This window comes from Neoasaia chiangmaiensis (assembly GCF_002005465.1).
Taxonomy (GTDB): Bacteria; Pseudomonadota; Alphaproteobacteria; order Acetobacterales; family Acetobacteraceae; genus Neoasaia; species Neoasaia chiangmaiensis.
Window position 1 is genome coordinate 1,912,787 of sequence record NZ_CP014691.1, and the last position, 19,619, is coordinate 1,932,405.

Sequence of the window (19,619 nt, forward strand, 5' to 3'; positions counted from 1 at the left end):
GGATCCGTGCGGGAGAGGCGATCCTTCGTTAACCGGTTGTCTCCGCCAGGGTTGCCTCGGGCGCGTGCAGGGTGCGCCGCGCCTTCTTCTCCGGGTAGCGGCAGGGCTCGTAGCCCGCGCAGTGCCAGCATTCCGGACTGCGTGCCTTGCAGACATAGCGGCCGTGCAGGATCAGCCAGTGATGGGCGGGGCGCAGCATGTCCGGTGGGATGCGTTCGACCAGCCCTTCCTCCACCTGCCGCACGTTCTTTCCCGGTGCCAGGCCGGTGCGGTTCCCGATGCGGAAGATATGGGTGTCCACGGCCATCGCATCGTCGCCGAAGGCCACGTTCATCACCACGCTGGCGGTTTTCCGGCCGACACCCGCCAATGCCTCGAGGCTCTTGCGATCGGCCGGGACCTCGCCGTCATGCTTTTCCAGAAGCTGCTGGCAGAGTTTGAACACGTTGCGTGCCTTCGCCCGCCACAGGCCGATGGTTCTGATATGCCGCGCGATGCCGTCCTCGCCCAGTGCGACCATGGCGGCGGGCGTGGGGGCTTCGTGGAACAGGCCGGGCGTCACCTTGTTGACCGACTTGTCCGTGGCCTGGGCGGACAGGACGACGGCCACCAGCAGGCCGAAGGGGCTGGTAAAGGTGAGTTCGCTTTCGGCGTTCGGGTTGGCTTCGGCCAGCGCGGTGATGAAACGCCTGGCTTCCGGCCTGGTCATGGGGCGCGGCGCGGTGGTGGCCATTCTTTTATCCTTGTCGCGGTTGCCTGTGGAGAAAGCGCGGCCCATATAGCGCGGTTCCCACCAAGCGAAACCCGATGATCCACGGCATGTCCAGCCCCGTGGAGGAGCCGATGCGTGTCTGACGAAACCACTGCCCCGATGACAGTCCAGCGAGAGGCGCGCAATCCGCGCGCGGTGTCGTTCACCGGCGTTCTGTCGTTCGTCATGCGGCGCTGGGTGGAGCATCCCTGGCAACTGGCGCGGACGTTGCTGGGCATCGGCCTTGCGACCGTCACGGATATCGTCATGCCGCTTCTGGCCGGGCGGCTGGTCGGCGATGTCTCGCGTCATGACGGCGGCCTGCCGCATGATGCGACGCAGATCGCCCTGCGTCACGATGCGATGTTGACGGTCGGCGGGTTGATCGCGCTGGGTATCGTCGGGTTGCTGGGCCGGCGTTCCTCCTTCATCGGCATCACGCATCTGACGCTGGCGATCATGACCGACGTGGCGGCGAAGGCCTTCGCGCGCGTGCAGCGTTTCTCGACCGACTGGCACGCCAATACCTTCGCCGGTTCGACCGTGCGCAAGCTGACGCGCGGCATGTGGGCGATCGACACGATCGACGACACGCTGTTGCTGCTCATCATCCCGGAGGTCGTGGTATTGTGCGGCACGACCGTCGTGCTGGCCATCCGCTCGCCGCTGATGGGGGGCGTGCTCGCGGTTTCGGTCGTGCTGTTCACGTGGCTGTCGGTCGCGCTCACGCTTCGCTATGTCGCGCCTTCCGCGCGCGCGTCCAACAAGTGGGATACGCGGATGGGCGCGGCCATGGCGGATGCCATCACCTGCAATGCCGTCATCAAGGCGTTCGGCGCGGAAAAGCGCGAGGAGCGCCGTCTGTACCGTACGTTGCGCGCCTGGAGCCGGCGTACGGAGCGCACGTGGATACGCGGCACCAATAGCGGCAACCTCCAGAATCTGGCCTCGCTGGCCATGCGGATGCTGCTGATCGCGCTGGCGGTGTATCTGTGGTGGAACGGCGCGGCGGGGCCGGGCGACGTGGCCTATGTGCTGACGATGGTGTTCCTGGTGCAGGGCTATCTGCGCGATCTCGGCCAGCAGGTCAGCCAGCTCCAGCGATCCGTCAACGAAATGGAGGAGCTGGTGGCGGTCTTCGACCGCGAGGCGGGGGTCCGGGATGCAGCCGACGCCGTGCCGGCGCATTTCGCGCATGGCGATATCCGTTTCGACCATGTGCTGTTCCAGTATCCGGGCCAGAAAGCGCCGCTTTATCGGGATCTGAACCTGGAAATCACGCCCGGCTCCCGCGTGGCGCTGGTAGGGCCGAGCGGTTCGGGCAAGACGACGCTCACCAAGCTGTTGCAGCGGCTCTACGATGTGACCGGCGGCCGGATCCTGATCGACGGCGTGGATATCGCGACCGTCACGCAGGAGAGCCTGCGGGCGCATATCGCCATCGTGCCGCAGGAGCCGTTGCTGTTCCATCGCTCGCTGGCGGAAAACATCGCCTATGCCCGACCGGGCGCCACGCAGGCGGAGATCGAGGCGGCGGCGCAGCAGGCCAATGCCGCCGCTTTCATCGAGCGGTTGCCGGAAGGCTATGCGACGCTGGTGGGCGAGCGTGGCGTGAAGCTTTCGGGTGGCGAGCGCCAGCGCGTGGCCATTGCGCGGGCGTTCCTGGCCGATGCGCCGATCCTGATTTTCGACGAGGCGACGTCGAGCCTGGACTCGGAGTCCGAGGCGCTGGTGCAGGACGCCATGGCGCGGCTGATGACGGGCCGTACGGTGATCGTCGTCGCGCATCGTCTGGCAACCGTCATGGAACTCGACCGTATTCTGGTGTTCAGTCGTGGTGAGTTGCGTGAGGACGGCACACATACCGAGCTGATCCGCCGGGAGGGCGGGATCTACCGACGGCTGTTTGAATTGCAGTCTCTGGAGGGGTAGGCTCGACCGGCGAACGCGATGTTCCGTTCCGGCACGCAGGGAGGCCGAGATGAGTTTTCGCACCGTTTTCCTCGATCAGGCCGGGGTCGCCGATCCGATTGGAATGGCCCTGCGCGATTATGCGATGGCGTATGCGTTTCCCGTCATGGCGGCATCGGTCTCCCGCCCGGCCGCCGCGCCCGCGCTGGGGATCGGCGCCGGTTCGTGCAATGCGGCGGCGCTTGTCGATCCATCCCGATGCGCCGATCCCGAACTGGCTATCCGCCGATGCCAGCCGTTCAGCCTGCGTGATCCCGCGAGCGGGGAGGTGCGGCAACTCGGGCTTGTTTTCGGTAATTCCCGTCTCTTTACAGGGCTGGATCAGATTCCCCTCAGTGACCCGTCCCTTCAGCGTCGGACCGTGACGGCGCGTACGCCGTCGCGGAGCGGTGACTATGAAGAACATGCCGAGCAGGTGGCCATCCGCACGGCGGAAGCGCGGCAATTGCCCTTCTGGCGTGATGAAAACGGCGAGTGTCATATATTCTGTACCCTGGCGGCCTGCGACCGCTGCGCGGCATGGATGACGCGACGCCAGGAGCGATGGGTTTATCATGTGGGGCCGTTTTCGGCGAACTGGCGCTGACCGGCAGGCGCACGGCACCATGCAAATGGCCGTATTTCGTTGACATCGCCGGGCAGGCCGGGTAGGACGCGCGCCATTGCCGGGAACGTGGACGTGCCGGCTGCGATCGGATCGGGTTCTGCATCCCGTGGTCGCGGCTCATGGTGCGCGCCCGTCTTTTCCAATTCGGGAGAAGGCCTACCGGCGCAACAGACGGCCCGCTGCGCAGCATAGGGCAGGCCGGAAATCGAAGGTGGATCCTTGCCATGAGCAAGCGCCAAGAGAGCAAGTACAAGATCAATCGCCGTCTCGGCGTCAATCTGTGGGGCCGTGCGAAGTCGCCGGTCAACAAGCGCGAATACGGCCCCGGCCAGCACGGCCAGCGCCGCAAGCAGAAGCCGTCGGACTTCTCGGTCCAGCTGATGGCCAAGCAGAAGCTGAAGGGCTATTACGGCAACATCAGCGAGAAGCAGTTCCGCAAGTATTACGACGAGGCCGTCCGCCGCAAGGGCGACACGTCGGAGAACCTGATCGACCTGCTGGAGCGCCGCCTGGATGCGGTCGTCTATCGCCTGAAGTTCGCGATGACGCCGTTCGCCGCCCGTCAGTTCGTCAGCCATGGCCACGTGACGGTCAACGGTCGCCGCGTCAACATCCCGTCCTTCCTGGTGCGCGATGGCGATGTGATCGAAGTGCGCGAGAAGTCCAAGCATCTCGCCGTCGTGCTCGACGCGGCGCAGTCGGGCGAGCGTGACGTGCCGGAATACATGGAAGTCGATCATCGCCAGATGAAGGGCAAGTATATCCGTTCGCCGCGCCTGTCGGATGTGCCCTATCCGGTGCAGATGGAACCGAACCTGGTCATCGAGTTCTACTCGCGCTAATTTCGGGTCTTACGACCGAGTTTTCAGGCGCCGGGCCGGGGTTTACGCCTCGGCCCGGCGTTTCTCGTTTTAACGTCAGGTATCCCGCATGTCCGAAGCCGCTTCCGCCAACGCCACGCCCGCCGCCATCGGCCGGGAAATCGCGCGCCGTCGTACCTTCGCGATCATCTCGCATCCGGATGCGGGTAAAACGACCCTGACCGAGCGTATCCTGCGTGCTGGCGGCGCCATCCAGCTGGCGGGTAACGTGCGCGCGAAGGGCGAGCGCCGTCGCACGAAGTCGGACTGGATGGGGATCGAGCGGGATCGCGGCATTTCCGTCGTGACCTCGGTGATGACGTTCGAATACGGCGACTGCGTCTTCAACCTGCTCGATACGCCGGGCCATGAGGACTTCTCGGAAGATACCTATCGCACGCTGACGGCCGTGGACTGCGCCGTGATGGTGATCGACGCCGCCAAGGGCATCGAGGCGCGCACGCGCAAGCTGTTCGAGATCTGCCGACTGCGCGACATTCCCATCGTCACCTTCATCAACAAGATGGACCGCGAGGCGCAGGACAGTTTCGCCCTGCTGGACGAGATCGGCGGGACGCTGGCGCTGGATACGGCGCCCGCCACGTGGCCTGTTGGCCGGGCGGCGCAGTTCGTGGGCACCTATGACCTGCGCACGCGCGAGCTGCATGGTGCGGCGGCGGAACTGCCGCAATCGGATGCGCGGATGATCCAGCTTTCCGAGGAACTGGAGCTGGTGCAGGCGGCCCTGCCGGAATTCGACCGCGAATCCTTCGATGCCGGTCATCTCACGCCCGTTTTCTTCGGCAGTGCGATGAAGGAGATCGGCGTCACCGATCTGCTGGATGCGCTCGTGGCCTATGGTCCCGCACCGCGCGCCCAGCCGACGGAGACGCGCGACGTGCGGGCGGATGAGGAGCAGGTGACGGCGCTGATCTTCAAGATCCAGGCCAACATGGACCCCAACCATCGCGACCGCATGGCCTTCGCGCGTATCTGTTCGGGTCGGCTGACGCGCGGCATGCGTTTGCGGCATGTGCGCACCGGCAAGCAGTTCGCGCTGCATACGCCGCAATTCTTCTTCGCGCGTGACCGGCAACTGGCGGAGGAAGCCTTCGGCGGCGATGTCGTGGGTATTCCCAACCACGGCACCTTGCGTATCGGCGATACGCTGTCGGAAAGCGAGGACCTGCGCTTCACCGGCGTGCCGCACTTCGCGCCGGAAATCCTGCGTCGCGTGCGTCTGGACGATGCGATGAAGGCCAAGAAGCTGCGTCAGGCGCTGGTGGAACTGGCGGAGGAGGGTGTCGTGCAGCTTTTCCGCCCGCAGGACGGCCTGCCGCCGATCGTCGGCGTGGTGGGCACGCTTCAGCTCGACGTGCTTCAGTCGCGGCTGAAGGGCGAATATGGCGTGACCATCGGTTTCGAATCCACGCCTTACACGATGGCGCGCTGGGTGACCGGTGACCGGGCGCGGATCGAGACCTTCTCCATGGTCAATCGTTCAGCGATGGCGGACGATCTCGACGGCGATCCGGTATTCCTGGCGAGTTCCGCCTTCATGATGCGGCGCACGGCGGAGACCAATCCGGAACTGGCCTTCCACGATATCAAGCAGATCGGCATCGGCGTCGGCTGAGACGCACGGTCGTTACCCGATGCGCGTCCTGGTCGTTTACAACCCGACCGCCGGCCGACGGCGGCTGGACCGGTTGCGACGGTTTCTCGATGTCCTGAGGTCGCACGGGGTCGAGGTTCTCGTCTCGCCCACGCGCCATGCGGGCCATGCGCCCGAACTGGTTCGGGCGGCGGCGGGCGAGGGCTTTACGCATGTGATCGCCGCCGGGGGTGATGGAACGATCGGTGAGGTCGCGGCGGGGCTGATGGACTGGCCGTTCGTCGAACGGCCGATACTGGGTATTCTGCCGCTCGGCACCGCGAATGTTCTGGCGCATGAGATCGGGGTGGCGTTCCGGCCCGATCGCAATGCCGCCTCACTTCTCGCGGGGCGGGTCGCCATGCTCCATCCGGGCCTGTTGCAGGCCGGCGGTCAGACGCGGCTGTTTCTACAGATGGCCGGTGTGGGGTTCGATGCGCAGGTTGTCCATCGACTGTCCCTGCCGCTGAAGCGACGGATCGGACGGAGCGCCTATGCCGTGCAGTCGTGCCGTGAGGTGGGGCGGTATCCTTTCCCGGTCCTCGACGTTACGCTGGATGGTCAGCGTCATGCGGCTTTCGGCGTTATCGTTTCCAAGGGCCGCTACTACGGTGGGCGTTATACGATCGCGCCCGACGCGACGCCGCATGCGCCCGGTTTCTCCGTGACGTTGCTGGATCGGGGCGGCGCGGTGTTCGCGACGAAGGCGGCGCTTGCATTGCTGGCGGACCGGGGTGGCGCCCTGGGCGGGACACGGCGCATTCGGGCGCAGCGGATCGAGGTGGCGTCGTCCATGCCCGTGCCCGTTCAGTGCGATGGCGATCCGGCGGGCCATACGCCGGCCGTCATGACGGCGGCGATGGAGAGCCTGCGGGTGATTGTATAAGGCCTCAAGGGGCGTTTCGTATCAGTCCCGAATAATGCGGATATCGGCATCGACGGTGCTCAGCGAGACATGATCGCGACCCTGCCCGATTGTACCGGTGGCCTGAATGGTCTTGTGCGGCTGGCCATGCGAATTGTCCCAGTCGGGGGAGACGGTCTGCTTCAGGGCGAAGGGTTCCTCGATATGATAGCGGCCCTCGTTCTGCCGGCTGAAGGAGAGACGGGCGTCGATCGTTCCATTGAAGTCATGCGGGACATGCAGCGTGATGTCGCCGCCGAGGGCTGAGAGTGTTACGGTCCGCGGTGTTTCTTCCGGATGCAGGCCGACACTGATATTTCCGCCCGCACTGGTGACCGAGACCGAACCGGATGCCGTCGTCACGGACGTATCGCCGCCCGATGTCTTGACGAAAAGCGGCCCTGCGACCTGACCGATCGTGACATCGCCGCCCTTGCTGGACACATCCACGGCGCCTGTCGCGGTATCCAGACGAAGATCGCCGCCCATCGTCGCGAGATAGGCCTGACCGGCGACATGTCCCAGATGGATATTGCCGCCCATCGTCTCCAGACGCGCGCCGCCGGGCGCATCGGCGATGTCGATATCCTCGCCCATCTTGTGCATGACGACGGGCGCATCGGCGCTCCATGCCGTGGCAGTGGGCAGTGCCGCCAGCGCGGTCATGGCGCCGATGGTGGCGAGGGCCAGGGGATGACGGATGCGACGCGGGAAAAGGGTGATCGGCATGGGTCTTGAGAATCCTTGTCGGAAAAGGCGCGATGATGCGTTACCGTTCTTATGCAAGATCGATGCCAGACTCGGAAAATACGAACCGGTCCGTCTTTCGAAACCTGTTCCGGTGAACGAAATGGCGCATGACGCCATTTTTTCCTTATTCCTCACCTGAGAGTGGTGAGCAGGCCACGACGGCGGCGCGTCCCAGCACGATCATGCGTCGCGCCGCCACGGCGCCGCCGGCCATGTCGCCGGCGACATGCGCCAGCAGGGGCGAGCTCAGCACGGCATGGGCGGCGGTGTTGACGGCGGCTTCCGTCATGGCGGTGGCGGAGGCTGAAAGCGCGGTGCGGCGGAGCAGGCCCAGCGTTGCCAGAAAGCCGGGGCGCACGCCGTGCAGGGCGGCGATCTGGCGGATCAGGCGTGTGGCCCGCCATGCGATCAGCAGCACGACCAGCGAGGGCGCGGGCGTTGCCGCGATGCCCGCGACGACCTGATAGGCCGCCTGTCGGCTCATGGCATCCGCCCGGATCTTCAGCGGGGTGCTCAGTCCGCTGCGCAGGAGCGCCAGCACGGCATCGGGATCGTTCTGCGCGTCGACCGCCGGGCGCAGCGCCGCGCCGCCCTCGACCCGCGTCAGCCAGAGGCGTGCCGCATGCAGACGACGGTGCGCATCGTCGGATGCCAGGTCGCGGCGCAGCGTATCGACGCCATGCAATGCGGCCAGTCCACGCAATTCGCCGAAAATACCGGCCAGAACGAGGCCGAACCCGATGATGGCGACGACGAGGGTGGTCACGCCCAGCCAGGCTGCGCGGGAGAACTGCGCGGCGACGAAGTTGCCGGTCTGAAGCGCCGCCAGACCCAGTGCCAGGACGGCGAAGCCCGACAGGATGAGCATCGGCCCGCTGAGCATTCGGCCGGGTTTCCAGCGCGGGGGTGTCGCTTCCGGCGCCGGTGCCGTGGCGATGGCCATGCGTTCGGCGCGCTGGTCTTCTGTCTCGATCCGTGGGCGGACGGGAGGACGGTCGCTCACAGGACGTCCTCCAGCAGGAAGGTCAGGAGATCGTCCAGCCCGATATTCGGCATGCCGCGCCGGTCCATCGGCAGCCGGGCCGGTTCGAAATCCGGCAGGGCCAGGAAAGGATGCGTCCAGAAGGCGGGGCCGGGCGGTTCGGGCGGCACTTCGCCGGGGTACGATCGGGTCAGGCGATCGTCGCCGAGAAGACGACCGCGCACGGCGGAGACCGGATGACCGTCCAGCGTCCAGACGAAGTCCTCGGTGCAGCGGAGGCTGGCGATGGCGAAGGCTTGCGCCCGGGCCTGGCTGCGCCGGTCCGGCGCGCTGTCGGTCAGATTGCCCATCAGGGTGCGCAGGTTGTGTCGCTGGCGTTCGGCAACGTGATCGGCCTTGCTGGCGACATAGGCCACGCGTCCGATGGTCGGTGGCGGCAGGCGGCCGCGGAACAGGGCGCCGATGGTGCTTTGCCAGCTGTTCTGCCAGCGCAGCGCGTCCGCCGCCGCGCCGAGCGCGGTCCGGGCATCCGCGAAGGCCGCAGGGCCGGTGTGCAGGGCGCTCAGGATGTCCGCCACGACGATGAGCCGGTCGATCCTGCCGAACAGCGTGTCCATCAAGGTCGTCCGCATCTGGTCGACATAGGCATCGAACCGCTGTTGCAGCAGGCTTGCCAGCGGTGACGCGTTATCCAGCGGGAAGAAGGCCATCCAGGCCGGTTCCGCGCCCGGTCCGGGCATCAGGAAGCGGCCGGGTTGCAGGAAGGACAAGCCGTCCTGTTCCCGGAGAGACCCCAGAAGTGTCCGGTAGAGGCGATGCCCCGTTTCGGCCAGTGCATCGGATGCCTCCGCACCCTTGGGTAGCGCGCGGACGAAGGACAGGAATGCCCGCGCCGATTCATGCGATGGCGTGCGTTCCAGTCGGGCCAGCGTGTCGCGCGACCAGTCGGCGAAGCTCTGGCGGGCCATCGGCAGGTCCAGCAGCCATTCGCCGGGATAATCCAGGAATTCGATCCGGACCGGCCGCCGACCGCCGGTGCGCTCGATCTCCAGCGCCAGTCGCGCGACGCTGTCCGTCCGGGCGGGCCAGTGCGGTGGATCGCCGGCCAGCGCGGCGCGCATGCGGGCATAGGGGAACTGCGGGATCGGATCGGCGCCGGATTCGGCGATCGTTGCGCGGCGGACCCGGCCGTTCAGGGCGCCGGGCGCCAGAAGGACGCTGGCCAACGCCGTCAGCAGCACCGTCTTGCCGGCTCGCGCCAGGCCTGTCACGCCGACGCGCACGACCGGCATGCGCCAGTAGTCGCGCGGGTCCTGCCGCAGCCATTGCGTCATCGTCGGCGCCAGCGCGTTCCAGGCCACCTGATTGCTCCCGTTGTTTTCCTCGCATCGTTACAGCGCGCCGCGATGCGATAAGATGCACGGCGCGGCGTCGTGGCTTGATCCCGCATGACGCGCGCGACTATGGAAAAGCATTGTTCGTGCGTTGGGAAGGGACACAAGGAATACATGCGTATTGCCACCTGGATGGAACGCTCCGGCGTCGCCTTCGGCACGAGCGGGGCCCGGGGCCTCGTCACCGCGATGACGGACGCTGTCTGCTTCGCCTACACGGTCGGATATCTCCGGCATCTGGAAACGCTTGGCGAGTTCGCGTCCGGACGACCCGTCGCGGTGGCTGGCGATCTGCGCCCGAGCACGCCGCGTATCCTGACGGCGTGCGTCGCCGCCATCCGGTATCTCGGTGGCGAGCCGGTGTTCTGCGGTTACGTGCCGACGCCGGCGCTCTGCACTTATGCGTTCGCACGGAGCATGCCGTCGCTGATGGTGACTGGCAGTCATATCCCGGCCGATCGCAACGGCATCAAGTTCAATCGCGCGCATGGCGAGTTCCTGAAGCAGGATGAACTGGCCATGCGCGAACAGGATGTCGACCTGCCGGCAGGCTGGTTCGATGATGCCGGTGCGCTGGTCCATCCGGTCGAATTGCCGTCGGTGACCGAGGTCGAGGATGCCTTCATCGCGCGTTATCGCGATTTCTTCGGTGATGATGCGCTGTCCGGCCTGCGGTTGGGCGTCTATCAGCACTCCGCTGTCGGGCGCGATGTGCTGGTGCGGCTGGTCGAGGCTCTGGGCGGCGAAGCCGTCCCGCTGGGGCGGGCGGAGAGTTTCATTCCCGTGGACACCGAAGCCGTCCGGCCCGAAGATGCGGCACTGGCGCGTCAATGGGCCGCCGATGGCCGCTTTCATGCGATCCTGACGACGGATGGTGACTCCGATCGTCCGTTGCTGGCGGATCGTGATGGCAACTGGCTGCGTGGCGACGTGCTCGGCATTCTGGTTGCGCGTTATCTGGAAGCGGGCAGCGTGACGACGCCGGTCAGCAGCAATACCGCGCTGGAGAAGGCCGGATTTGCGCAGGACGTGCGCCGCACGCGTATCGGCTCGCCATTCGTCGTGGCGGCGATGACGGATGCGGCGGCGGCCGGGCTGCTCCCGTCCATGGGCTATGAGGCCAATGGCGGCTTCCTGCTGGCGAGCGATATCGTGCGCGACGGTCGCACGTTGTCGTCCCTGCCGACACGCGATTCCGTCCTGCCGATGCTTTGCGCGCTGCTGGCGGCGCGGGCGCATGGCGACGATCTGACGGCGCTGGTGGCGTCCCTCCCGCCGCGTTACACGCTGAGCGACCGTCTGGTGGAGATGCCGACGGCACGGAGCCAGGCGCATCTCGCCGTCCTGCGCCGGGACCCGGCGGCGGGTGCGGCGAGGCTCGGCTTCGTCAATGCCTGCGGTCCGCTGACGCATGTCGACGAGACGGATGGGCTGCGGATGACCTTCGCCGGTGGGGACATCATCCACCTGCGGCCCTCCGGCAATGCGCCGGAGCTGCGGGTCTATGTGGAAGCCGACAGCGTGGCGCGGGCCGCCGATCTCCTGAAGACCGGCATTGACGCCGTGGGGACGTGGCGGAACGACGCGCCCGTTTAAGGCATGTCGTCCATGGCCTTGCCGCCGAAAGGGGTCGTCATCCGTCTGGCGACCCGTGACGAGGCGATACTTCTGCCGACGGTCGAGAAATCGGCGGCGCAGGCTTTCCGCCGATATCCACGGCTCGCGTTTGTCGCCGAGGGCGCGGTCCTGCCGGTTGCGTCGCACCATCGCTGCGTCGAGGCCATGACATGCTGGGTCGCGGTGGCCGAGACCGGCGGCCCACCGGTTGGTTTTCTGAGCGCCACGGTGCTTGATGCCGACATGCATGTTCTCGAAATGTCGGTTGCCGCCGAATGGCAGGGGCGGGGCATTGGCCGCGCGCTGCTTGCCGCGTGTCGGGACGACGCCACGGCACGTCGCCTGCGGGCCGTTACGCTGACGACGTTTCGGGATGTCCCCTGGAACGCGCCGTTCTATCGCAGGCAGGGATTCAGGTTTTTATCCGAGGGCGAGGAACACGCCCGGCTGAGGGCCGATCTGGCGGCGGAAGCGGCAGACGGCCTCGCTGTCGAAAGCCGCTGCGCCATGGTGCTTCCCTTGCGGAAGATGGCCTATTAGAGCAGCGGCGCGTCTTCCCCGGTCATTTCACGCCGGATGATCTTCATCGGCACCAGCCCGGCGCCGAGCAGTCCATCGTGGAACGCCGCCAGCGAGAAGGTGCTGCCCTGATGGGCGCGCATGTCGTCTCGCAGATGCAGGATCATCAGCTTGCCGAGCGTATAGGCGTAGTATTGCGGGTCGGCGGTGCCGCGACGGGCTTCCTTGTAGGCGGCGACCGAGGACTGATGGCATTCGTGCTGCATCATGGTCGTGGCATCCGCCAGGCTCATGCCCTGCGCGTGCATGCCGAAGGCCGCCAGGAAGCGGCAATCGCGTAGCAGTGCGTCCTGAAGCTGCATGAGGTGCAGTTTCGGGTTTGCCTGATCGAAGCCCTGCTCGATCATCATCTGTTCGGTATAATGCGCCCAGCCTTCCGTCGTGGCGTAGGAGGCGCTGGCGCGGCGCACGAGTGACCATTGCGGGTTGGCCCGCAGATAGAGGCCCTGCACGAAGTGACCCGGCATGGCTTCGTGGACCGTGATGTTCAGCAGGGCGGGGCGATTGAAGTCCTCAAGCGCTTCCTGCGCCTGTCTGGCGCCGAGATGCGGATCGATCGGCGTGACGTAGTAGAAGGACGTCGTGGCGTGGGTCTCGAACGGGCCGGGCCATTCCGTCGCCGCCGTGATGAGGGAGCGCTCGAAACCCGGCGTGTCCAGAACCTCCGGCAGGGACATTGAGGGCAGATGCAGCAGATTGCGCGAGACGACGAAATCCTGCGCCTGTTTCAACTGGTCCAGAACGGTCCTGTTCAGGTTTTCCGCTGTCGGGTGATCCTCCCGCACGGTCGCCAGGGCCTGATCGGGATGGGCGGGATCGACCATGCGTTCCGCCGCGATGAAGTCCGCCTGATCCTTCCGCAGTTGCGCCTTGCCGGCATCGACGATCCTGTCGAGCGGCAGGTCCACGAGATCGGTCGCCAGCATGGCGCGCATCGTATCGGCGCCCAGAGCGAATTGCCCGGTGGCTTTCAGCCCGTTCAGGAAATCACGGTAGCGGGCCAAGGCGGCGAGCGTGGTCTGCGTCGTCGCCTTGAGTTGTGTCTGGAGTGTCGTGTCCGAGACGCTGGCGAAGGCTGCCGGCACGTTCTTGCCGACGAAATCGAAAGAACCGGCCAGGTCCTCCCGGGCGATTTCCAGAAAGACCGGTGGCACGTCGGCCAGTTGCTTCTCGGCCAGCGCCAGCAGGGCGGGAATCTGGCGTTCGCGGGCGATGACGGCGCGCATCCGCACCGGCAGGGGCGCGAAATCCCGGTCGATCAGGCCGTAGAGCGATTCCGTCGCCAGCGAGACATAGCTGTCCGGCATGCGGCGGAAGGGCTGGATGCGCTCGGCGTCGATCAGTTCACGGTCGATCACCGCCACGAGGATATCGCGGTCGTCCTGTTCGCGCTGCGGCAGGGTCGAGACATCCAGCGCGGTCAGGGCCGCGCGCTCACGATGCAGACGTGCCGCCTGGCGGGCGATGAAGGGCAGGGAGACGTCGTCCAGCCGCGTATCGTATCGATGGATGCCCGCCGATGTGGCGTCCGATGGCTTGGCCGACCATTCGGCCTCGTAATGCGCCTTTTCGATGGCTCGGAGCGACGGGGCCGCTTGCGCGGCGGTGGCGATCAGGGCGGGGAGCGGCAAGGTCGCGCACAGGAGACGGCGCAGGCGATTTCTTATCATGATCGCAACGATAGGCGGCTGTTCGGCTGCTGGCAATCGGTGCGTCATGGTCAGAACCACGTCCGGATGCCGAAAGTGAAGCGGGTTGTGCCGGTGGCCTGCCCTTGCGCGCGGACGATATGCCGGGCCTGCGCCAGCGACCCGGCATAGGTGACGGCGACATAGGGCGCGAACTTGCGGGAGAATTCGTAACGCAGGCGCAGGCCCGTATCGATGTCCGAAATGCCCGCGCCGACCTGACGCGATGGATCGGCCCTGGTGTAGAAATTGATTTCCGCCTGTGGCTGAAGGATGAGGCGGTTGGTGATGAGGATGTCGTAGGAGCCCTCCAGACGGGTGGCGAAGCGTCCCCGGTCGCTGACATAGCCTGTGGCCTGCACCTCGAAATTATAGAGCGAGAGGCCCTGGATGCCGAAAGCGCCCCATGTGCGCGTGGGGCCGTCGTCCAGATCGGCGCGGACGCCCCCTTGCAGGTTGAAATAGGTGGAGATGGCACGGCTGTAGAGCAGTTCCTGATCGCCGTCGCTCAGGCGTCCATGGTTCAGGGTGCCTTCGCTTTTCAGCCAGAGGCGGTTGTAATCGCCGCCGTACCAGGCTTCGCCATCCCAGCGGAAGTCCGCGCCGCCGGGGGCGTATCGTCCTTCGAACTCGTCCAGAAGGCCATGGAAATAGGTGCGCTGGTCCATGACCGGCATGATGCCGTCGATATAGGCGGGCGGCGTCGTGCCGTTGTTGCCGGATGACATGGTCATGCCGGACTGCGCATGGGCGGCGAGCGGCAGGAGGGCGATCCCGATGAGGGCGATAGGGCGGGTCTTCATGCCACGATCACCGTACGGAACATGCCCAGATCCATGTGATACATCAGGTGGCAGTGAAACGCCCATCGACCGGGCGCGTCGGCGGTGACGAGATAGCTCAGCTTCGAGCCGGGCTGGGAGATGACGGTGTGCTTGTAGGGGCGGAAATCGCCCTGGCCGTTTTCCAGTTCGCTCCATAAGCCGTGCAGATGGATCGGGTGTTCCATCATCGTATCGTTGATGAGGGTGAAGCGCACGCGCTCGCCCAGACGCAGCATGACGGGGGCGGCCTCGGAAAATTTCCGGCCGTCGAAACCCCAGATGTAGCGCGTCATGTTGCCGGTGAGGTGTATGACGATCTCGCGCGTGGGCGGACGCAGGTCGGTGCCGCGACGCAGGGCGCGCAATTGCCGGTAGTTCAGGACGCGCCGGCCGTTGTTCTCCAGCCCGTCGCCGGGACTGCCGAGGCGGTCGATCGGCATCGCGGCCACGTTCTGGTTCTCGACGTTGAGCGGCGGTGGTCCGGGGTCTTCGATCACCGGTTTTGCGGCGGTGGCCGGTTTGTCATGCGGCGGCATGTCCATGTCGGGCATGTCCATGTCCGGCATATCGTCTTTCGGGGGCTGGGACATCGGTGCCTGGGAGGCCGGTGCTGGCGGCATGGGCATGGCATGATCGTGCATCGGCATGTTGCCCATCCCCATGTCCACCATGGTGCGAACGGGCCGGGGGTCCATCGGCGGCACGGGGGCGCTCATGCCGTATCGCGGGGCGAGCGTGCCACGGGCGTGGCCGGTGCGGTCCTCGCTCTGGACGAAGATCGTATAGGCGCGTTCGTCGCGCGGCTGGACGATCACGTCATAGGTTTCGGCCACGCCGATCCGGAATTCGTCCACCGGCACGGGGACGATGTCGTTGCCGTCCGCCTGCACGACCGACATCTCCAGACCCGGAATGCGCACGTCGTAGAACGACATAGCTGAGGCGTTGACGAAGCGCAGGCGGACCCGCTCACCGGGTTTGAACAGGCCGGTCCAGTTGGCGTCCGGCGGCAGGCCGTTCATCAGATGGGAATAGATGACGCCGCTGACATCGGAGATATCCGTCGCGGCCATGCGCATCCGCGCCCATTGCAGGCGGTTGCCGATGGCGCCCATCAGGCCCTGTTGCCGGGCCTGCCCGAACAGCGATGCCACCGTGCGTTGGCGAAACGAATAGTAGTCGCTGTTCATCTTAAGATTATCGACGATGTCGGCAGGAGGCACATCGCTCCAGTCCGACAGGACGATGGAATAATCGCGGTCATGGGCAATCGTATCGCCGCCTTCGGGATCGATGACGATCGCGCCGTAAAGCCCCTGCGCTTCCTGTCCGCCGGAATGGCTGTGATACCAGTAGCTGCCGCTTTGCCGGACGGGAAAGCGGTAGGTGAAGGTCTCGCCCGGCGGGATGCCGCGAAAGCTCAGGCCGGGTACGCCGTCCATGTCGGCGGGCAGGCGGATGCCGTGCCAGTGGATCGAGGTCGGCTCATCCAGGGTGTTCCGGATGTTGAGCGTTACCGTGTCGCCCTCGCGCCAGCGCAGGACGGGGCCGGGCACGCCGCCATCCACGCTGGGGGCGTTCAGGAACTTGCCGTCGATATGCAGCGGCGTGCGGCCGATCGTCAGGTCGTAGCGGTCGCGCGCGATCGGGGGCACGACGCCCGGGTAGGGGCGTGGCGTCCGGGCGAAGGCGTGTGGGCGTGCGGCGAGGGTGGACGCGCCGGCGGCCATGAAGGTGCGGCGCGCCAGCGCGGGACCGCGTGGGGGCGAAGGGACAGGCATGATATCATTCCGTCATCGGAGCGACGCGGCACGTCAGGTGCGCGTCATGCGGGAATTGCGACGATCAGATGATATGAATGCGTGGTGGACGCAGGGGTGAGGTGGGGCCGGTGCCGAAAGGGGGCTTTTCCTGACGGATGGCATTGTGGATGCGTCGCTGCGGACGCCATGGCGCTGTGACGCGCTGTTCGACGGCCAATGCGACGTTGACCGGCGCGCTGGTGTTGCAGTGCATGCAGTCATGATGCGCGGGCGATGGCTGGTGATCGCCGCAGCAGGGCGCGTGGGCCTGATGAGCGACCGCGGCAGGCGGTGGCATGGTTCGTGCGAAAGCGGTTCCTGCGGTCAGGCAGAGTAGCAGGCAAAGTCCCAGACGCCACATGGCGGGGCGACGAAGCCACGGAACGATCTTTCGCGCAATGCGGAACACGGGAGAGCGTTATCCTTCCTGGGGCGAGCAGCACACCTGTTGGCGGGAATATAACCCGACAGGATATTGAAAATTGAAGTGTATTCGGGACGAGGCACAAGGAAAGCGTTTTTCAGCCGATTTTTCAAGAACCCCCTGGGGGTATCTTGCATGCGCTTTCCGAACGGCCCATGTTTTCTTGGGAGAAATGAGGAAAACCGTCATGAGTGAAACCGTCACCATCAAGGTCGAAGGCATGTCCTGCGGGGGGTGCTCCAGTCGTCTGGCCAAGACGTTGAGCGCGATCGATGGCGTCGCGTCGGCCGACGTCAGCCATGAAGCCGGGACGGCTGTCGTGGCCTACGACCCGGCGCGCACGCGGCCGCAGGCGCTGCATGATGCCATCGAGGATGCCGGGTTCGACGTGGCGGTCTGATCGCGCCGACGGCAGGGAGGGCGTGTCATGTCGCAGGAACTGGATTTCGTCGTCGAGGGGATGAGTTGCGCGGCCTGCGCTGCGCGGATCGAGAAGGTGCTCAACCGGATCGACGGCGTGGCGGCGCTTGTAAACTTTGCCAATGCGCGCGCGCAGGTCGATCTGGCGGAGGACGCGACGCCCTCGACCGTCGTGGAGGCGGTGCGCCGGAGTGGCTTCGATGTGGCGGGGCGCGAGGTCGATCTCTCGCTCGGCGGGATGAGCTGCGCGGCCTGTGCCGCGCGGATCGAGAAGCTGCTCAACCGCCTGCCCGTCACGGAGGCCAGCGTCAATTTCGCCGCCGAGCGGGCGCATGTGCGTTTCGTCCCGGGGATCGTCTCGGTCGAGGATATGATCGGACGGATCGAGAAGGCCGGGTTCACGGCCCGACTGGTTGATGACGAGGTGCCGGACGATCCGGCGGTGCGGCGTGATGCGGCGTGGCGGCGGGAGCGGCGCGATTTCGTCATCACCGCGTTGCTGGCCGCGCCGCTGTTCATCGAGATGGCGGCGATGTTCGCCCATCGCATGCTGTTGCCGCTCTGGATGCAGTTCGTGCTGGCGACGGCGGTGCAGGTGTTCGGCGCGCGGCATCTTTATGGCCGGTCCTGGAATGCGGTGCGGGGCGGTTCCGCGAACATGGATGTGCTGGTCGTGCTGGGTACCGGCATCGCCTACGTGTTCAGCAGTGTCGTCTTTCTGCTGGGGCTGCATCAGCCGGTTTATTTCGAAGCCAGTGCGACGATCATCACGCTGATCTCGCTCGGACGGCTTCTGGAGTCGCGCGCGAAGAACCGCACCAGCGCCGGAATCGAGCGCCTGCTGCATTTGCGGCCGGCGATTGCGCATGTTGTCGATGGCGAGGCGATCATCGACCGGCCTGTCGCATCGCTGCGGGTGGGCGATGTATTCGTCGTGCGACCGGGAGAAAGCGTTCCGGTGGATGCGTGCGTCGTGGCGGGGGCCTCGGACATCGACGAATCCATGCTGACCGGCGAAAGCGTGCCGGTTCTGAAGCGGGAGAAGGACGAGATTTTCGCCGGCACGATGAACGCCAACGGCACGCTGCGCGCGCGCGCGACCGGCGTCGGGGCCGATACGGCGCTGTCCCGGATCGTGCGGATGGTCGAGCAGGCACAGGGGTCGAAAGCCCCGATGCAGCGTCTGGCGGACCGGGTTTCGGGTGTTTTCGTGCCGGTGGTTCTGGGTCTGGCGCTGCTGACGTTTCTGGTGGGCTGGGCTGTCATCGGGTCCGCTTCGTGGAGTCTGATATCCGCCGTGTCGGTTCTGGTGATTGCCTGTCCCTGTTCGCTGGGGCTGGCGACGCCGACGGCGATCATGGTCGGCACCGGCAAGGGGGCGCAGGCCGGTATCCTGTTCCGTCATGCCGAGGCGCTGGAGCGGGCGCAGAAGCTGACGACGCTGGTGCTGGACAAGACCGGCACGCTGACGGAAGGCGCGCCGTCGGTCAGTGACGTCCGGGCGGCGCCGGATGTCGGGATCGCGCGGCTGCTGGCGGTGGCGGTGGGTCTGGAGCAGGATTCCGAACACCCGCTGGCACGGGCCATCGTCGCGCACGCGGCGGCGGAGAAGGTCGCGCCGGTTTCGGTGAGTGGTTTTCAGGCCGTGCCGGGGCAGGGCGTGACGGCGCAGATCGATGGACAATCCGCACGGCTGGGTGCGCCGCGCTTCCTGCGCGAGAACGGCGTGGCGCTGGATGACGCGCGGATCGCCGACTGGGAAGCGCAGGGCAGGACGGTGATCGCCGTGGCGCTGGGCGATCGTCCGCTGGGCCTGATCGCACTAGCGGACCGGTTGCGCCCGGACGCGGTGGCGACGGTGCGGGCGCTGCATGATCGTGGGCTGCGGGTTGTCATGCTGACGGGTGACAACGCCCGGGCGGCCGCCCGTGTCGCGCAGGAAGCGGGGATCGATGACGTGATGGCCGAGGTTCTGCCGGGCGAGAAGGCGGACCGCGTATCGGCCCTGCGGCGGGATGGGGCGGTGGTCGGCATGGTGGGAGATGGCATCAACGATGCGCCCGCGCTGGCGGCGGCGGATATCGGCTTTGCGATCGGCGCGGGTTCGGCCGTGGCGATCGATACGGCGGATGTGGTGCTGATGCGCAGCGAGCTGACGGGCCTGCTGGATGCGCTGTCGCTTTCGCGGGCGACGCTGGCGAAGATCCGGCAGAACCTGTTCTTTGCGTTCGTCTATAATCTGCTGGGTCTGCCGCTGGCGGCGCTGGGACTGCTCAACCCGATCGTGGCCGGCGCGGCGATGGCCATGAGTTCGGTTTCGGTGGTGAGCAATTCGCTCCTGCTCAACCGCTGGCGGCCCCGGCAGTTGGCGCGTACGGCTGGCTCGCGCTAA

At 66.2% G+C, this 19,619-nt stretch carries 17 protein-coding genes; 9 read left to right on the top strand and 8 right to left on the bottom strand.

Annotated features, from left to right (window positions below):
- Positions 1–28: 28 nt before the first annotated feature.
- Positions 29–733, bottom strand: coding sequence for an endonuclease III (nth, locus tag A0U93_RS09030; RefSeq protein WP_371862855.1), 705 nt, complete (start codon positions 731–733; stop codon positions 29–31).
- A gap of 138 nt (positions 734–871) precedes the next feature.
- On the opposite strand from nth, the gene A0U93_RS09035 reads away from it, so the two are divergent.
- From A0U93_RS09035 to A0U93_RS09055, 5 genes are all read left to right on the top strand, one after another.
- Positions 872–2,683: an ABC transporter ATP-binding protein gene (locus A0U93_RS09035; RefSeq protein ID WP_077807067.1), complete on the top strand. Its 1,812-nt coding sequence runs from the start codon at positions 872–874 to the stop codon at positions 2,681–2,683.
- A 49-nt stretch (positions 2,684–2,732) separates the two neighbouring features.
- The gene (locus A0U93_RS09040) at positions 2,733–3,308 is read left to right on the top strand and encodes a cytidine/deoxycytidylate deaminase family protein (protein ID WP_077807068.1); all 576 of its coding nucleotides are present in this window, start codon (positions 2,733–2,735) and stop codon (positions 3,306–3,308) included.
- 245 nt (positions 3,309–3,553) lie between these two features.
- On the top strand, positions 3,554–4,171 hold the full coding sequence (gene rpsD / locus A0U93_RS09045; protein ID WP_077807069.1) for a 30S ribosomal protein S4: 618 nt from the start codon (positions 3,554–3,556) through the stop codon (positions 4,169–4,171).
- An 88-nt stretch (positions 4,172–4,259) separates the two neighbouring features.
- A complete protein-coding gene (locus tag A0U93_RS09050) occupies positions 4,260–5,825 on the top strand; it encodes a peptide chain release factor 3 (RefSeq protein WP_077807070.1) in 1,566 nt (521 codons plus the stop codon).
- 19 nt (positions 5,826–5,844) lie between these two features.
- Complete coding sequence (locus A0U93_RS09055) at positions 5,845–6,729, top strand: diacylglycerol/lipid kinase family protein (RefSeq protein WP_077807071.1); 885 nt, start codon at positions 5,845–5,847, stop codon at positions 6,727–6,729.
- 21 nt (positions 6,730–6,750) lie between these two features.
- On the opposite strand, the gene A0U93_RS09060 is transcribed toward A0U93_RS09055, so the two are convergent.
- The 3 genes from A0U93_RS09060 to A0U93_RS09070 form a co-directional block, all read right to left on the bottom strand.
- Complete coding sequence (locus A0U93_RS09060; RefSeq protein ID WP_147151054.1) at positions 6,751–7,476, bottom strand: DUF4097 family beta strand repeat-containing protein; 726 nt, start codon at positions 7,474–7,476, stop codon at positions 6,751–6,753.
- Positions 7,477–7,621: 145 nt separating this feature from the next.
- Positions 7,622–8,500, bottom strand: a complete 879-nt coding sequence (locus tag A0U93_RS09065; protein WP_147151056.1) for a DUF697 domain-containing protein — start codon at positions 8,498–8,500, stop codon at positions 7,622–7,624.
- Positions 8,497–9,840 carry a YcjX family protein gene (locus A0U93_RS09070; RefSeq protein ID WP_077807074.1) on the bottom strand — a complete coding sequence of 448 codons (1,344 nt, stop codon included), beginning with the start codon at positions 9,838–9,840 and terminating at the stop codon, positions 8,497–8,499. Before A0U93_RS09070 ends, A0U93_RS09065 begins: the two co-directional genes overlap by 4 nt.
- Positions 9,841–10,005: 165 nt before the next feature.
- Between A0U93_RS09070 and A0U93_RS09075 the strand changes: the two genes are divergently transcribed.
- Positions 10,006–11,469, top strand: coding sequence for a phosphomannomutase (locus A0U93_RS09075; RefSeq protein WP_174807262.1), 1,464 nt, complete (start codon positions 10,006–10,008; stop codon positions 11,467–11,469).
- Between the two features lie 12 nt (positions 11,470–11,481).
- Complete coding sequence (locus A0U93_RS09080; protein ID WP_147151058.1) at positions 11,482–12,030, top strand: GNAT family N-acetyltransferase; 549 nt, start codon at positions 11,482–11,484, stop codon at positions 12,028–12,030.
- Here A0U93_RS09080 and A0U93_RS09085 read toward each other — a convergent pair.
- The 4 genes from A0U93_RS09085 to A0U93_RS09100 all read right to left on the bottom strand — a co-directional run bounded on the left by A0U93_RS09085 (position 12,027) and on the right by A0U93_RS09100 (position 16,792).
- Entirely contained in the window at positions 12,027–13,739 is a 1,713-nt protein-coding gene (locus tag A0U93_RS09085; RefSeq protein WP_147151080.1) for a DUF885 domain-containing protein, read from the bottom strand. The two genes, A0U93_RS09080 and A0U93_RS09085, sit on opposite strands and share 4 nt — an antisense overlap.
- 50 nt (positions 13,740–13,789) lie before the next feature.
- The gene (locus A0U93_RS09090; RefSeq protein ID WP_245825181.1) at positions 13,790–14,491 is read right to left on the bottom strand and encodes a copper resistance protein B; all 702 of its coding nucleotides are present in this window, start codon (positions 14,489–14,491) and stop codon (positions 13,790–13,792) included.
- A gap of 65 nt (positions 14,492–14,556) precedes the next feature.
- Positions 14,557–16,362 (bottom strand): copper resistance system multicopper oxidase, encoded by a 1,806-nt coding sequence (locus A0U93_RS09095; protein WP_077807078.1) that lies wholly within the window; start codon positions 16,360–16,362, stop codon positions 14,557–14,559.
- Positions 16,363–16,426: 64 nt separating this feature from the next.
- Positions 16,427–16,792: a hypothetical protein gene (locus A0U93_RS09100; RefSeq protein WP_077807079.1), complete on the bottom strand. Its 366-nt coding sequence runs from the start codon at positions 16,790–16,792 to the stop codon at positions 16,427–16,429.
- Positions 16,793–16,994: 202 nt separating this feature from the next.
- Here A0U93_RS09100 and A0U93_RS09105 point away from each other — a divergent pair, with 202 nt between their 5' ends.
- Both A0U93_RS09105 and A0U93_RS09110 read left to right on the top strand, forming a co-directional pair.
- Positions 16,995–17,207: a heavy-metal-associated domain-containing protein gene (locus tag A0U93_RS09105; RefSeq protein ID WP_077807080.1), complete on the top strand. Its 213-nt coding sequence runs from the start codon at positions 16,995–16,997 to the stop codon at positions 17,205–17,207.
- Positions 17,208–17,234: 27 nt separating this feature from the next.
- Positions 17,235–19,619, top strand: a complete 2,385-nt coding sequence (locus tag A0U93_RS09110; protein WP_077807081.1) for a heavy metal translocating P-type ATPase — start codon at positions 17,235–17,237, stop codon at positions 19,617–19,619.

Coding starts and splice junctions, on each gene's coding strand:
- A0U93_RS09060 (WP_147151054.1), bottom strand. CDS start 7,476: ATGCCGATCACCCTTTTCCCGCGTCGCATCCGTCATCCCCTGGCCCTC.
- A0U93_RS09085 (WP_147151080.1), bottom strand. CDS start 13,739: ATGATAAGAAATCGCCTGCGCCGTCTCCTGTGCGCGACCTTGCCGCTC.
- A0U93_RS09080 (WP_147151058.1), top strand. CDS start 11,482: ATGGCCTTGCCGCCGAAAGGGGTCGTCATCCGTCTGGCGACCCGTGAC.
- rpsD (WP_077807069.1), top strand. CDS start 3,554: ATGAGCAAGCGCCAAGAGAGCAAGTACAAGATCAATCGCCGTCTCGGC.
- A0U93_RS09090 (WP_245825181.1), bottom strand. CDS start 14,491: ATGACCATGTCATCCGGCAACAACGGCACGACGCCGCCCGCCTATATC.
- A0U93_RS09055 (WP_077807071.1), top strand. CDS start 5,845: ATGCGCGTCCTGGTCGTTTACAACCCGACCGCCGGCCGACGGCGGCTG.
- A0U93_RS09110 (WP_077807081.1), top strand. CDS start 17,235: ATGTCGCAGGAACTGGATTTCGTCGTCGAGGGGATGAGTTGCGCGGCC.
- A0U93_RS09040 (WP_077807068.1), top strand. CDS start 2,733: ATGAGTTTTCGCACCGTTTTCCTCGATCAGGCCGGGGTCGCCGATCCG.
- A0U93_RS09035 (WP_077807067.1), top strand. CDS start 872: ATGACAGTCCAGCGAGAGGCGCGCAATCCGCGCGCGGTGTCGTTCACC.
- A0U93_RS09075 (WP_174807262.1), top strand. CDS start 10,006: ATGGAACGCTCCGGCGTCGCCTTCGGCACGAGCGGGGCCCGGGGCCTC.
- A0U93_RS09095 (WP_077807078.1), bottom strand. CDS start 16,362: ATGCCTGTCCCTTCGCCCCCACGCGGTCCCGCGCTGGCGCGCCGCACC.
- A0U93_RS09050 (WP_077807070.1), top strand. CDS start 4,260: ATGTCCGAAGCCGCTTCCGCCAACGCCACGCCCGCCGCCATCGGCCGG.
- A0U93_RS09105 (WP_077807080.1), top strand. CDS start 16,995: ATGAGTGAAACCGTCACCATCAAGGTCGAAGGCATGTCCTGCGGGGGG.
- nth (WP_371862855.1), bottom strand. CDS start 733: ATGGCCACCACCGCGCCGCGCCCCATGACCAGGCCGGAAGCCAGGCGT.